Genomic DNA, 14,097 nt, shown 5'->3' on the forward strand with positions numbered 1-14,097 from the left:
GCGTCTTACCTTAACTTTAAGGTTGCTAAGCCTAGCAACACCAGGAAGAGGGAGATGATCCAGAAACGCACAATCACCCTGGGCTCGGGCCAACCTTTGAGCTCGTAGTGGTGATGAATAGGCGCCATCCTAAAGATACGTTGACCGCGCAGCTTATAGGAGCCGACCTGCAGGATCACAGAAACTGTCTCCATCACGAATACGCCACCCATGATCACCAATAGGATCTCCTGACGCACCAACACGGCGATGGTGCCCAGTGCCGCGCCCAGAGAAAGCGAGCCCACGTCACCCATGAAGACCTGGGCCGGATAGGTGTTGAACCACAAAAAGCCCAAGCCCGCACCGACGATGGCGGTGCAGACGATCACCAGCTCGCCCGAGCCAGGCAGATAGGGAATATGCAGGTAGTTGGCGAACTGCACGTGGCCAGACAGATAGGCGATCAGCGCAAAAGCAGCCGCCACCATCACGGTCGGCATAATCGCCAGACCATCCAGACCATCGGTCAGGTTCACCGCGTTGCTCGAGCCCACTATAGTGAAGTAAGCCAGCAGGATGAAGAAGGCGCCCAGCTGTGGCATCACATCCTTAAAGAAAGGCAAGACCAATTGGGTTTCACCTTCACTGCCCGCCGAGGCGTACAGATAGAAGGCGATGGCTAAGGCTGCCAGGGACTGCAAGATATACTTCCAGCGGGCGATAAGCCCCTTGGTGTCCTTGCGCACCACCTTGCGATAATCGTCGATGAAGCCGATAAGGCCAAAGGCGCCCAGCACGAAAAGCATGACCCACACGTAGCGGCTACCCAGATCGCCCCACAGCAACACGCTGATGAAGACGCCGGCCAAGATCAACAGGCCACCCATGGTCGGTGTGCCGCGCTTGGCAAAATGCGACTCGGGTCCTTCGTTACGAACCACCTGACCTATCTGCAGCAGTTGCAGACGCTCGATCATCTTAGGTCCCCACCACAGGCTAAACACCATGGCGGTCAAGAGCCCCAGGATCGCCCTGAAGGTCACATATGAGAAAACGTTAAACCCGGTATAAAACTGGGTTAGGTACTCAGCCAGATAAACCAGCATTAAAACAACTCCTTGCGCTCAAAGGCGGCAATGAGGGCCTCGACAACCCGCTCCATTCTGGCGCTTCGAGACCCCTTAACTAACACAGTCACCTTGCCGGTTAACTGGTTAAAATAACTAACTAAATCAACAACCAATGCATCTAAGTCGGTGAAATGCTTGCCGGCGAAAGCCTCGCTACTCGCCCGACTCAACTCTCCCAGTGAATACAAGGCATCGATCCCCTGCTGCTTGGCCTTCTCGCCCAGCTGCCGATGTAAAAGGGACGCATTGTCACCTAATTCGCCTAAATCGCCCAGCACTAAACAGCGATTTCCTTCAATTTCTTGAAGCCAGTCGATTGCCGCCCCCACCGAGGCCGGATTGGCGTTATAGGTGTCGTCTATCAGCAAGAAACGTCCCAGACGCGTCGGCTGCATACGCCCCTTCACGGGTTGTAACCGCATAAGCCCTTGAACTATCTCATCCAGCGACAATCCCAGCGCCAGACAGATGCTGGTCGCCGCCAGGGCGTTACTCACCTGATGACGGCCCGACAGCGGCAGGCTGACGGTACGTTGCTCATCCCGATACGCGATTCGAAAGCGATAACAGCCCAAGGCGTCGGCGCTGAGCTCATCGGCGCTGACATCTGCAGGATTCCCCTGGGATGAAAAACTCAACTGGGTATGGCTAGCGGCCGCGCGTCGCATCACATCGGCAAATGCGTCGTCGGCATTGATCACGGCGACGCCATCCTTAGCCAGGTGGAGGAAGATCTCAGACTTGGCCTTAGCCACGCCTTCGAGCGAGCCAAAACCCTCTAAATGCGCCGAGGCGACATTATTAACCATCGCCACATCGGGTTGCACTAAAGATGAAGTGTAATTAATCTCGCCGAGATGATTGGCACCCAGTTCGAACACGCCATATTCGTGGTGCGGCTCGAGGCGCAGCAGGGTCAGCGGCACGCCGACTTCGTTGTTGAAGTTGCCCGCGGTATAGAGCACCTGATGCTGGGTCGACAATATGGTCGCCACCATCTCCTTGACGCTGGTCTTGCCGTTCGAGCCGGTCAGGGCCACGCTCTTGGGCGCGACACACCGCTTCACATGGGCACCAATCTGGCCCATGGCTTTCTGGCTGTTAGCCACTATGAGTTGCGGCGCGGCAATCGGTAGTTCACGCTCTACTAACAGGGCGCTGGCGCCGTCAGCTACCGCCTTGGCGGCAAAATCGTGGGCATCGAAACGTTCACCTTTTAAGGCGACAAACAGGGTCTGTGCATCCACCACCCGGCTATCGCTCGATACCTTGCTGACGCTTAAATCGTCGCCGATATGCTTGGCACTCAGTACCTTGGCGAGCTCTGACAGTTTAAGTGGGATCATTTGCCGCCCCTCGCAATTGCCGCCGCCAGGGCGCGTTCATCATAATCCAGGCGCTTGCCGGCGATCTCCTGATAGGTCTCATGGCCCTTACCGGCCAGCAAAATGAGGTCGCCGCTGGAAGCCAGGGTCACCACCTCGCGGATCGCCTGTTGTCTATCGACCTGAGTCAGGGCGATCTGCGGCTTGTTGAGCCCGGCCAATACATCTTGAATGATCGCCATGGGATCTTCGCTGCGAGCATTGTCGCTGGTCACCATGACGCAATCGGCATTCTCCTCGGCGGCGCGGGCCATCAGGGGGCGTTTGCCCTTGTCACGATCGCCACCACAACCAAAGACGCACCATAGCTTGCCGCGGCAATGACCACGCAGAGCTCGTAGCGCCTGCTCTATGGCGTCCGGCGTATGGGCGTAATCCACCACCAGGGTAACCCCTTCAGGTGTAGTGAAACGCTCCATGCGTCCCGCCACAGGCTGGAGGCTGGACACCTGAGCCAACAGCTGCGTCATGGCGTAGCCGCTCAGGTAAAGAGCCCCCAAGGCCGCGACTAAGTTAGACAGGTTGAAGATGCCCAGCAGGGGCGAGTCGATCTTCGCTTCGCCTTCGGGCCAGACTAGGGTCGCGCTAACGCCCTGGCTATGCTGCTTCACCTCTTTGGTATAGATAGCAGCGCCTTCCTGGCCTTGAATGCTAAAGCCCACCAAGCCCTTGCAGCGTTTATCCTGGATCCACTGACGCCCAACAGGATCGTCGAGGTTGATCAAGCCGTGGCTCAGTGAACTGAATCTAAACAGACGCTGCTTGGCCGCACCATAGGCATCCATAGAGCCATGATAATCCAGATGATCCCGGCTCAGGTTGGTAAACACGGCCACATCGAAAGGCACTGCGTCTACGCGTCCCTGCACCAAGCCATGGCTGGACACCTCCATCGCGCACACATTCGTGCCCTGGCGGTCAAAATCTTCTAGCTGGCGCATCACGGTAATGGGATCCGCCGTGGTGTTACCGCTGTCGACCAACTGGCCCCACAGGCCATTACCTAGGGTACCCATGACGGCGGCCGGCTTGCCCAGACCGTCGCTTAGCTGAGCGATAAGTTGGGTTACGGATGTCTTACCATTGGTGCCGGTTACGCCGATCAGCTTGATCCTATCCCGTCCCAGCACATAGAGCTGAGAGGCGAGCGCCGACAGCTGACGCTGCAGCTGAAAGAAATAAATACGCAGGCCATTGTCCTGGCTCACCTTGCCATGCTCTGCCGGATCGTCGGTATGGATAAGCGCCGCCACGGCCCCTTGCGACAGGGCGGTATCGACATAGTCTCTGCCATCGACCCTGTGACCGGGCACGGCAACAAACACGCTGCCCTGGCCTATCTCGCGACTATCCAGCGTAAGATGGCTGAGGGACTCGCCACCGGCATAATGAAACCAGGGGGCTAGGAGATCGCATAGCTGCATTATTCGCCCCTCCTGACATTACCGGCCAATTGAACTTTTTCTCGAGCGCTGATCGGCTCAACATTTAACATCTGTAGTGCCCCTGACATCACTTTGGCAAACACGGGAGCGGCCACATCGCCGCCATAATAACGATCGCCCTTGGGCTCATTGACTACCACCACCATGGCGAGTCTCGGATTGTGTACGGGTGCGACCCCGGCAAACAGGGCGACATAATCCTCACCATAGCCACCGGCCACGGCCTTACGAGCGGTGCCCGTCTTACCCGCAACCGGGTAACCATCGATATGGGCCTTCTTGGCGGTGCCGCCAGGCTCTGTCACCCCGATCAGCATCTGCATCACGCTGCGGGCCACCTCGGGTGAGATCACTTGCTCGCCCTCGGGCTCCTTCTTCAGCTTGAGGATCGACGAGGGATAGAGCACGCCGCCGCTACCCAACATGGCGTACATGCGGGCGATCTGCAGTGGTGTGACGGTCAGGGCATAACCGAAGGAGAGAGTTGCCCGCTCAAAATCGGACCAGCGGCGACGGTCATGGATAAGACCGGCGCTCTCGCCCGGCAGGTTGATGCCAGAATAGTTACCCAGCCCCATGGCCTGGTAGTAACCCAGCAGCTCCTGTACTGGCATAGACAAGGCGATCTGTGTCATCCCCACGTTACTGGAATGCACCAAGACATCGGCCAGTGACATGTCGCCATAGTTGCGACCGTCACGCACTATCTTGCCGCCGATACGCACGCGGCCCGGATGTGTCTTGAAGATCTGATCTTCCTTGATGGTGCCGGCCTCGAGCGCCGCGGCGACCACGAAGGGCTTGATGGTGGAACCCGGCTCATAGGCGTCGGTCAAGGCACGGTTACGCATGCGATAGCTTTGCAGGTTATCGCGGGAGTTAGGGTTGTAGCTGGGGGTGTTCGCCATGGCCAACACCTCGCCGGTGTGCACGTCGAGCACCACGATAGAGGCCGAGGTAGCCTGGTTGATCTCGGTGGCGCGCTTGATCTCGCGGTAGGCCAGCTGCTGAATGCGCTGATCGATACTCAGCACTAGATCGTTAGAGCTCTCGCCGGTCTGTACCGTATCCAGACGCTCGACCACGTGACCGTCGCGGGACTTACGTACCTTATGTTTGGTGGGCGTACCTGTGAGCCAGTCGTTGTAGGTGCTCTCGATCCCTTCGATGCCCTTATCGTCGATATTGGTCAGGCCCACCAGCTGCGCGCTGATCTCACTGGTAGGATAGTAGCGGCGCGATTCGGCCTTGAGGTAGACGCCGGGCAGCTTAAGCTGCTTAATATACTCGGCCACCGCAGGTGTAACCTGACGCTTGAGGTAGGTAAAACGTTTCTTGGGGTTAGTCTGCACTCGCGCCAGGATCTCCTCCTTGGGCTCGTGCAGCACGTCGGCCAGCGCCTGCCAGCGGCGCATATCGGCGAAGCCGTTACGATCGTGCACCACCTTAGGATCGGCGTAGACCGCCTTGACGGGTACGCTCACTGCTAGCATCTCGCCGTTGCGGTCGGTGATCATGCCGCGGTGCACCTCGTTACTCGTGGTACGCAAGGTGCGCATGTCACTCTCGTGACGCAGTTTTTCCGGCTCGATGATCTGAATATAGGCGGCCCTGCCCACCAGGCTGGTAAACAGCAGACACACGAAACCGACCACGACGTAGAGACGCCAGTGGATCAGCTGTGGTTTCTGTTTACGTTTCGCCTGCTTGCTCATGGTACTCTCACCACCACTTCTTCGTTGGGTAACGGCCGCTTCATCTCCAGCTCTTTCGTGGCAATCCGTGTCACCCTGCTATGTTCCGACTGCGACTGCTCTTCCAGCAACAGGTTGCGCCATTCGATATCCAAGCGGTCGCGTTCCTGCAGCAACTGATCCCACTGGCTGGTGTACTTGCGACTGGAATGGCTGGTGTAAACCACCAAAATGGCATTCGCAATCACAATAAAAGCCATCAAAAGCACCCACTTGTGGTGCCAAAGATCGAGTAATACGATACGAGTCAGGTTAAGTTGTGACTTACTCACTAGCGTTCCCCTAGTCTCTTACGTCTGCTCGACAGGATTAGTAGTCTAATCGCTCGGCAACCCGCAACACTGAGCTACGCGCCCTGGCATTGCGGTCAATTTCCTCGGCCGACGGCTTAATCGCCTTACCCACGGCCTTGAGTAATCGTGTCTTATTTATTTCGGCCTCGGTCAGCGGTAACCCGTGGGGCACAGACTCACCTTGGCTATGGCGGCGAATAAAACGCTTCACCATACGGTCTTCCAGCGAATGGAAGCTGATCACCGACAGACGTCCCTGGGGCGCCAAAACGGTAACCGCTCCTTCCAGCGCCTGATCGATCTGCTCCAGCTCGCTGTTGATATAGATACGGATCGCTTGGAATACGCGGGTCGCAGGATGCTTGTTACGCTCCTTGCTTTTACTCACACGGGCGATCAGATCCGCCAGCTCCTTGGTACGCAAGAAAGGCGTCTTGTCTCGGTCGGCGGCGATACAACGGGCGATATGGCGGGCGTTCTTCTCCTCGCCATAGGTCTTAAATACCCAGGCCATATCTTCTATCTCGGCGCGGGCCAGCCACTCGGCGGCGGTCTCCCCCTGGGAGTTGTCCATGCGCATGTCCAGCGGACCGTCACGCAGGAAACTAAAGCCGCGCTCGGCATCGTCTAGCTGAGGGGAAGAGACGCCAAAATCGAACAGTATGCCGTCGATCTTGCCTCTGAGGCCGAGATCGTCGACATATTGGGCCAGCTGGCCAAAACCACCGTGAACGATAGAGAAACGCGCATCATCGGCAAATTGCTCTGCGGCGGCGATCGCCTGAGGATCGCGGTCGATGGCGATCAGGCGACCATTAGGGCCCAATTGCTTGAGCACTTCACGAGAGTGTCCGCCGCGGCCGAAGGTGCCATCGATATAGATGCCCTCTGGCTTGATGTTGAGTCCGGCTACCGTTTCCGTCAGCAGCACGGATAAATGCGCAAATTCTTGAGTCATCGCTCTCTTCTTTAACTTATGGTTATTCTCTTATCACAAAGAGAAGTCCGCCAAACGCTCACTATTGGCAAAGGCATCGCTTTGAATCGTTTCACGGCTAAGTTCAATCTGTTGCTGCCAGGCCGCCTCATCCCACAGCTCAAACTTGTTCAATTGCCCCACCAGCATGGCGTGCTTATCCAGATTGGCATATTGGCGTAGCGGTGGGGGCAGTAGCAGGCGACCATTGCTGTCTAACTCGCACTCATGGGCATAACCGAGTAACAAACGCTTCATGGCGCGTTCCGGGCCCTGGGTATCTGACAGCAGTAACAGCTTGGCTTCTATTGCTTTCCAAGCCTCGAGTGGATAGATGAGCAAACAGGCGGCATCGAAATCGACCGTGATCACCAGCTGGCTGTTAAAATCGACGTGCAGGCGCTCGCGGTATCGCTTTGGGATCGCGATCCGGCCTTTGGCGTCAAGATTAATAGCACTCGCTCCACGAAACACGTTAGCTCGTCCTTGTTTTTCTGGTTAATAGATCCACAAATATCCACAATTTCCCACAAATGCTAAGTTTAGAGATAGTGTGCAAGCATTGTCAAGGGATGCCACCATTTATAAAGCCAGTATTCAAGCGGGTTCGCAGCCTGTTTGTAAATTTGTAACTACAGCCAAACCAGGGACAATTTGTGGGGATTTCAGGGTCAAATATGTTGAAAAAACAAACAGAAGTGGAGGGCCTACAGGCTTTGGTGGATCGATAAGTGGATCGCCGTCCCAAATTGAGGCCATGATCTGTGGGATCGACGCGAGCAGATGGAACTGCTGCGTCTGTTCGGCCCTAAGCAGTTGGAGTCACGCCCATTATGCCTTGCTCAAAGGCAGCTTGATCCCTATGATGGCCAATAAAAACACAAAATCATGCTGACACCCAAACAGAGCCGCTGGCTTCGAAAATCACACAAATGGTTGACCCTGTTCCTGGGGGCACAACTCCTCATCTGGTTAATTTCCGGCCTCTATATGGTGATCATGGATATCGACTATATCCATGGCGATCATCTCGTTGACGAGTCCAGGCTCACGCTGGACGCTAGTCAGCTAACCATTTCGCCCGAGACGATCCTCTCACGTTATCCCGAGGCCACCAGACTAGAGTTGCTCCCGACGGCACTTGGCCCCATCTATAAACTCAGGCTCGACGGCAAACCTCTCTATCTCTCTGGCCAAGATGGCGAGCCGCTCGAGCCGCTAAGCCAGCAGGATGCGATGCAGCTTGCTGCCTTACTTCATCCTGGCGACCTATCAAACGCCAGCAGCGAGCTATTAACCGAGTCGGCACCGGCCGAGATCGGTGGGCGTCGCCTGCCCCTGTGGCAGATAAACCTTAACGATGCCTTCGACTCACGCCTCTACATCTCGGTCAGCAGCGGCGAGTTAGTGGCCAAACGTCACGACTTCTGGCGCCTGTTCGACCTCATGTGGATGCTGCACATCATGGACTATGACACTAGGGAAGATGTGCACAATCCACTACTAACCGGCTTTAGTCTGCTAGCGCTACTGACGGCGCTTTCCGGCGCCCTGCTACTGCTCATCGCCTTTAAACGGGGCGAGGAGGAGCCAGCATGAGACTTAGTATGATTAGCGCAAGAAGTTTACATCGCATCCTGGGACTCATAGTCGGCATACAGCTGATCATCTGGACCCTAACCGGCCTGGCATTTAACCTGATCGATGACCAGCTGTTAGATGCCAATACCATGCGCGCCAAGCCTGGCAAAGAACAGCAAAACAGCGTCAGATTACTTCAACCGACGGTGACGCTAGCAGAAATTACAAACCAACTGACAAATAAGAACGCTGAGCGATTAAGCCTGAAACGTGTCGAGCTCGACGTGCTGCTGGAGCGCCCGATCTATCGCCTGAGGACGAGCGCCGGCACCCTCGCCTTTTGGGGCGATACCGGCGAGGCGGTGAATTTGAATAACGAGCAGCTGATACGGCTCGCCCGGCAGAGTTATTTAGGGGAGGTCAGGCTCTCCTCGCCCATTGTCGATAAAGAAGCGGCGCAGCGCTATGGCGGCAACCCGGCCTTCTACCGCTTCGATACCCAGGATGAGCATGGCACGCAGATCTTCATCGATGGCCAGAGCGGTCAGGTCAAGGCCCACGAAAACCAGGGCTCGCGATTCAAGCAGCTACTCTTCATGCTGCACTTTATCGACTATTTCCCGAATAATGACGTGACCTTCAATCACCTGGTGACCCAGCTGATTGCCTTTGCCGCCCTACTACTCGGCCTCAGCGGCACCTGGGTGCTGGTGCGCAAATTGACCGCCGGTGACTATTTCAACTGGCAGCGAAACAGGAACAACAAGGGTGAGCGGCAGCTAACCATACTCTCCCCAGACGGTGAGCCGCTTGAAAGCCTCACTCTGGCGCCTGGAAATCTGCTTGATAATCTTAACCACGACAGAATTCGCATCCCCAGCCAGTGTGGCGGTGGCGGTCAGTGCGGCATGTGCCGCGTCCGCTTCTTGGAGCAGGCGCCGCAGGCAACCGTCGAAGAGCAAGCCCGTCTCAAGCAGGAACATTTAGCCCAGGGCATTCGCCTCAGCTGTCAGCATAATTGCCACCAAGGCAAGATAGCGCTCACCAGCCGCGCGCAGCTCAGGTTTTGGCAGAAGGCACAGAGTGATGCCGAGCAGGCCGTGAGTCCGGCTCAGGCCTCCTCGTAAACGAAAGCGACCCTCTTGAGCGAAAGCCGCCCTCCTGAACGAAATGGCCACTTTGAACGAATATAGCGAACAAGGTGTCTAAATTTTAGGCAGAAGCGGCCGATAAATAGGTTAGAGGAGTTACACCTAACCTAAAGAGGAGGAGAGATGGTTGCCCTAGATAGCCTGTACGCCATGTTAGCCAGACCGGTACAACGTGTGGTAACACGTAAACGCGTGGTGGATCAGACTGAGCACATAGATGCCATCCATGCCGACAGTCATGAGGCGCCCCAGTCGCAGCTGCCGCCCCATCTGGAGCGTCGTCGCCAGACTGACAGGCGCATCAATCCCAGACCCGGACGCGACGATCGCCGCGGCCAGGCGAGACGCCTACAGGCGCAGAAACAGGCCGAAGAAGAGGCCGAAAAGGAAGCGCTGGATTCACCACTGCCCCGCATCGATATCGACGTCTAGTATCGACTGCTAATATCAACACCTAATATCAGCGTCTGGCAATTAGCCCACTGATTCGCTGGTCACCTGAGCGACCGCGCGTTTCCATCCAAGATACAAGGCTTCACGTTCATCGTCGGCGATGGCTGGCTTAAAGCAGCGCTCCACACCCGCCTTGTGTTTCAATTCGGCCGTCGATTGCCAGAAGCCTACCGCGAGTCCCGCCAGGAAGGCCGCGCCCATGGCGGTGGTTTCCGTCACCTTAGGTCGCTGCACCTCGACATCGGTAATATCCGCCTGGAACTGCATCAGAAAATCGTTGGCGACCGCGCCACCATCCACCTTGAGCTGTTTCAGCTGCACGCCACTGTCTTTGGTCATGGCATCGAGCAGATCCCGGCTTTGATAGGCGATCGCCTCGAGGGCTGCACGGATGATATGGTTGCGATTCGCGCCCCTGGAGAGGCCGACCAAGGCACCGCGGGCACTGGCATCCCAGTAAGGCGCCCCCAGTCCCACGAACGCCGGCACCAGATACACGCCGTTGTTGTCATTGACCTTGAGGGCAAAATATTCCGTGTCCTGGGCGTCGCGGATCAGCCCCAGCTCATCGCGCAGCCACTGAATGGTAGCACCGCCCATGAATACCGAGCCCTCTAGGGCATAGTTAACCTCGCCCTTTGGCCCCACGGCTATGGTGGTCAACAGGCCATGGTTAGATTGCACCGCCTGCAGACCTGTGTTCATCAACAGGAAACAGCCTGTGCCATAGGTGTTCTTGGCCATCCCCTCGTCGATACATAGCTGACCGAACAGAGCCGATTGCTGATCCCCCGCCATGCCGGCCACGGGGATTTCGCCCCCCTCCCCGGCGATACGGGTCTTGCCATACACGGCGCAGGAGGGCTTCACCTCGGGCAGGATACTCGCAGGAATTTCCAGCGCCTCGAGCAGCACAGGATCCCAGGCCTGCTGGTGAATGTTGTACAGCATGGTGCGTGAGGCATTGGTAGGGTCGGTCACATGCACCTTACCCTCGGTAAGTTTCCACACCAGCCAGGTATCTATGGTGCCAAACAGCAGGTCACCCGCCTCAGCCTTCTCTCTGGCGCCCTCGACATTGTCGAGGATCCAACGGATCTTGGTGGCCGAGAAATAGGGGTCTAACACCAAGCCTGTATTCTGCCTGATGTAATCCTCATAGTCCGCCTCCCTCAGGGATTCACACAGGGGTTGGCTGCGGCGACACTGCCAGACGATTGCGTTATAGATGGGTTTACCCGTGACCTTGTCCCACAGGACGGTGGTTTCACGCTGATTGGTAATACCGATGCTGGCAACCTCGTCGCTATGGATCCCCGCTCTGGCGAGAGCCTCGATCAGGGTCGAGCTTTGGGATGCCCAGATCTCCATGGGATCGTGTTCCACCCAACCCGCCTTAGGGTAGATCTGAGAAAATTCTCGCTGGGAGATGGCGACGACATTGGCGTCGTGATCGAAGATGATGGTACGTGAACTGGTCGTGCCCTGATCGAGCGCGATGACATACTTCTGTTGCACGAACGCCTCCGCTACTGCTGGCTAGGCTGGTTCGGATCGAGCTCCGGCTCCGGCTCCGGCTCTGGCTCGACTTGCTCGGCGGCCTCTAACTGCTCGTCACAGGCGTGGGCGGGCAGATACCAAAACTCGGCTATCTTACCGTCCTGCACGCGGAAATTCCCTATGCTGCACTGGCTGAGTTGCTCACCATCGTTCTCCCAGGTCACACGCTCTACCGTGCTGACATAGTGAGAGGAGTCGATCAGCTCGAGTATGGTGGCCTGGGCGCCGGTGAGGGTCTCGAAATAGTCTGTCATGGCGGCGCCAAATTGCGCCTTATCCGAAGTTTCCACCTCTATCTTGCTGCCCGAGATATGCATCCAGCGTACATCGTCCGACACATGGGTCAGCATCTTCTCGACACTGTGCTGGTTATAGGCGTCGATAAACCCTTTCACCACTTGCGTCGCACTCGGGTCGGCGAAGGCCGGTATCGGCAGTAATGCTATGCTTGCAGCCAGAAGATAGGGTTTCATGGGACACCTCTTATTGTTGGTTCATCGCGCCTATCGCCCCGCTCTGTTGGCTGTGGGGCAATAGTGGATCGATTAGCGCTAAAAATATGTTGATAATTAGACGAATATAATCCGATGAAGCTCAGATAGCCAACAAATATTCAGATAAAAAAATGCCCCACATAGGTGAGGCATTTTCGTTTAACTTAACTAGCCCTTGGGCTTTAAGTTGCACTAGGGCATTAAGTTACATCTTGTAGCTTAACTGAGCGCCTAGCAACCAGACATCGCCGCCCGCTTCACCGTTAAAGCTCACCTGAGCCAGGTTCATCAGGTTCATGGTCTCGTTGATCGGTGCATCACCATGAGCCTTAATGTAAGTCACGGCAAAGTCCAGGGTCAGGTTCTTAGAGGCTTGATAGCCAGCGCCCGCGCTGAACCACAGACGGTCTGAATCAGGGATAGTGATGGTGCGATACTCATCTTCTACCGCCGTCTTATCCAGCGCCACACCACCACGTACCAACCACTTATCGCTTAGCTGATAGCTGGTGCCCAGGGCGAAACGCCAGTTGTCTTTAAAGTTCTCAACCTTCACCAGGTCTGACTCCAGGCCGCCAACAGGCTTCTGCTCACCAGGGAAGTATGCCACCAGTTGATCGAACACGCTCCACTGGGTCCAGTTGACGCTGGCATGCATCGCCCAGTTGTCGGTGAGCTGATGGTAAGAGGCCAACTCGGCAAAGGCTGGTAGCTCGAGTGGCATATAACCCTCGATCTCCACATCCTGACCACCGTTGTAGATCAGGCCAGAGGCATGACCGTCGAGTTCAAGCTCGACGCCACTGTGATAGGCCAGACCGATTCGGTGCGCCGGGTTGATCTGCCAGCTGGCCCCCAACTGCCAACCATAGCCAATATCATCGCCTTCCATCGATTTCAGGCTGGTGCCACCCGGTGGTAGCGCGCCTGCGATCTCGGCAGGCAGAGTAGGGATCGCCTTGATGCCGTCGACCCAAGCCGGCGTAGAGGCGCCAATCTTACCTTCGCCATAGACGATACGCAGACCCGCACCGACAGAAACGGCTTCAGACACCTTGTACGCCAGGTTTGGATTGAACTCCACTGTGGTCACTGAGGTTTCTTTACCAAAGATAGCGGTAGGATGGGTGCTCGGCACCTCGGTCGCCAGACCATAGTTAGAGTTAACCGCTAAACCCCAGGTCCACTGGTCGTTAAGCTGGTTAGAATAGTAGAAGTTAGGCACCAGGGCGTCGTCAGCCACATCCAGGGCATCGGCGTTCATGGTCACACCCTGAGGCCCTAACACAGGTGAAGCCAGCGTCACGTCGCCCTCAACGTCGACGTTTGGCATTACATAGATACCACCAAGCGACAGCTGACGTCCCTCAAGGTAGGTCAACATAGCAGGGTTGCGCGCCTGAGCTGCGGCGTTGTCGGCCATGGCCGCCTCACCCGCAAAGGCACGGCCTAGACCCGTGGCAGAATATTCGGCAAGTTGAAATCCAGCGGCTTGAACTTGAGATAGCGGCGTGGCGATGGCAGCAACTACAGCTAAAGATAAAATATGCTTCTTCATCATGGCTCTCTTGTTATTATTACAACCTAGAGCAAAGGCTCCAGATATTAAGTGAGCCGCAGTCTACTGATGCAGAATATCTTTACAAGCAAATAATGAATTTAAGCGAATAATGCTGGCTAAAACGCCTAAATAGCATACAAAAACCAGCTAAAACCGACTTTTAAACGCCAATCAAAGTACAAAAATGTGATCCGCGTTCACTTAATGGAGTTTGCAAAAATCAGCAGTAACAAACAAAAATCAACAATATCAACAAATTAAAATAAAACCATTTGATTAACACCTGTACGCCTGAAAACCCGAAAATCACCAGCATAAATCACTAGCTCGTT

The 14,097-nt window shown here is 55.9% G+C and carries 13 protein-coding genes; 3 read left to right on the top strand and 10 right to left on the bottom strand.

Features of this window, described 5'->3' with window-relative positions; all coding sequences use genetic code 11:
- Window positions 1–5 precede the first annotated feature (5 nt).
- Genes mraY through mraZ form a run of 7 tightly spaced genes read right to left on the bottom strand, consistent with a single transcriptional unit; the run spans window position 6 to window position 7,439 of the window.
- Window positions 6–1,088 carry a phospho-N-acetylmuramoyl-pentapeptide-transferase gene (gene mraY / locus K0I63_RS17885; protein ID WP_011867252.1) on the bottom strand — a complete coding sequence of 361 codons (1,083 nt, stop codon included), beginning with the start codon at window positions 1,086–1,088 and terminating at the stop codon, window positions 6–8.
- Window positions 1,088–2,458: a UDP-N-acetylmuramoyl-tripeptide--D-alanyl-D-alanine ligase gene (locus K0I63_RS17890; RefSeq protein WP_220081902.1), complete on the bottom strand. Its 1,371-nt coding sequence runs from the start codon at window positions 2,456–2,458 to the stop codon at window positions 1,088–1,090. Before K0I63_RS17890 ends, mraY begins: the two co-directional genes overlap by 1 nt.
- Complete coding sequence (murE, locus tag K0I63_RS17895; RefSeq protein WP_220083494.1) at window positions 2,455–3,924, bottom strand: UDP-N-acetylmuramoyl-L-alanyl-D-glutamate--2,6-diaminopimelate ligase; 1,470 nt, start codon at window positions 3,922–3,924, stop codon at window positions 2,455–2,457. The genes K0I63_RS17890 and murE overlap by 4 nt, the downstream gene beginning before the upstream one ends.
- Window positions 3,921–5,657 carry a peptidoglycan D,D-transpeptidase FtsI family protein gene (locus K0I63_RS17900; RefSeq protein WP_220043507.1) on the bottom strand — a complete coding sequence of 579 codons (1,737 nt, stop codon included), beginning with the start codon at window positions 5,655–5,657 and terminating at the stop codon, window positions 3,921–3,923. The genes murE and K0I63_RS17900 overlap by 4 nt, the downstream gene beginning before the upstream one ends.
- Entirely contained in the window at window positions 5,654–5,968 is a 315-nt protein-coding gene (ftsL, locus tag K0I63_RS17905) for a cell division protein FtsL (protein ID WP_011867256.1), read from the bottom strand. The genes K0I63_RS17900 and ftsL overlap by 4 nt, the downstream gene beginning before the upstream one ends.
- A 37-nt stretch (window positions 5,969–6,005) precedes the next feature.
- Window positions 6,006–6,947 carry a 16S rRNA (cytosine(1402)-N(4))-methyltransferase RsmH gene (gene rsmH / locus K0I63_RS17910; protein WP_011867257.1) on the bottom strand — a complete coding sequence of 314 codons (942 nt, stop codon included), beginning with the start codon at window positions 6,945–6,947 and terminating at the stop codon, window positions 6,006–6,008.
- A 33-nt stretch (window positions 6,948–6,980) separates the two neighbouring features.
- Complete coding sequence (gene mraZ / locus K0I63_RS17915) at window positions 6,981–7,439, bottom strand: division/cell wall cluster transcriptional repressor MraZ (protein WP_011867258.1); 459 nt, start codon at window positions 7,437–7,439, stop codon at window positions 6,981–6,983.
- Between the two features lie 414 nt (window positions 7,440–7,853).
- On the opposite strand from mraZ, the gene K0I63_RS17920 reads away from it, so the two are divergent.
- The 3 genes from K0I63_RS17920 (at window position 7,854) to K0I63_RS17930 (ending at window position 10,129) form a co-directional block, all read left to right on the top strand.
- A complete protein-coding gene (locus K0I63_RS17920) occupies window positions 7,854–8,564 on the top strand; it encodes a peptidase (RefSeq protein ID WP_220081903.1) in 711 nt (236 codons plus the stop codon).
- Window positions 8,561–9,673 (top strand): PepSY domain-containing protein, encoded by a 1,113-nt coding sequence (locus tag K0I63_RS17925; RefSeq protein ID WP_220081904.1) that lies wholly within the window; start codon window positions 8,561–8,563, stop codon window positions 9,671–9,673. The genes K0I63_RS17920 and K0I63_RS17925 overlap by 4 nt, the downstream gene beginning before the upstream one ends.
- A 147-nt stretch (window positions 9,674–9,820) precedes the next feature.
- Window positions 9,821–10,129 carry a hypothetical protein gene (locus K0I63_RS17930; protein ID WP_220079246.1) on the top strand — a complete coding sequence of 103 codons (309 nt, stop codon included), beginning with the start codon at window positions 9,821–9,823 and terminating at the stop codon, window positions 10,127–10,129.
- Window positions 10,130–10,171: 42 nt separating this feature from the next.
- Here K0I63_RS17930 and glpK read toward each other — a convergent pair whose 3' ends face one another.
- The 3 genes from glpK to K0I63_RS17945 all read right to left on the bottom strand — a co-directional run bounded on the left by glpK (window position 10,172) and on the right by K0I63_RS17945 (window position 13,762).
- A complete protein-coding gene (gene glpK, locus K0I63_RS17935) occupies window positions 10,172–11,668 on the bottom strand; it encodes a glycerol kinase GlpK (RefSeq protein WP_220081905.1) in 1,497 nt (498 codons plus the stop codon).
- Window positions 11,669–11,679: 11 nt separating this feature from the next.
- Window positions 11,680–12,183, bottom strand: a complete 504-nt coding sequence (locus K0I63_RS17940) for a nuclear transport factor 2 family protein (protein ID WP_220081906.1) — start codon at window positions 12,181–12,183, stop codon at window positions 11,680–11,682.
- 226 nt (window positions 12,184–12,409) lie between these two features.
- Window positions 12,410–13,762: an outer membrane protein transport protein gene (locus K0I63_RS17945; RefSeq protein ID WP_220083495.1), complete on the bottom strand. Its 1,353-nt coding sequence runs from the start codon at window positions 13,760–13,762 to the stop codon at window positions 12,410–12,412.
- Window positions 13,763–14,097 lie beyond the last annotated feature (335 nt).

The organism is Shewanella rhizosphaerae, from assembly GCF_019457655.1.
Classification (GTDB): domain Bacteria; phylum Pseudomonadota; class Gammaproteobacteria; order Enterobacterales; family Shewanellaceae; genus Shewanella; species Shewanella loihica.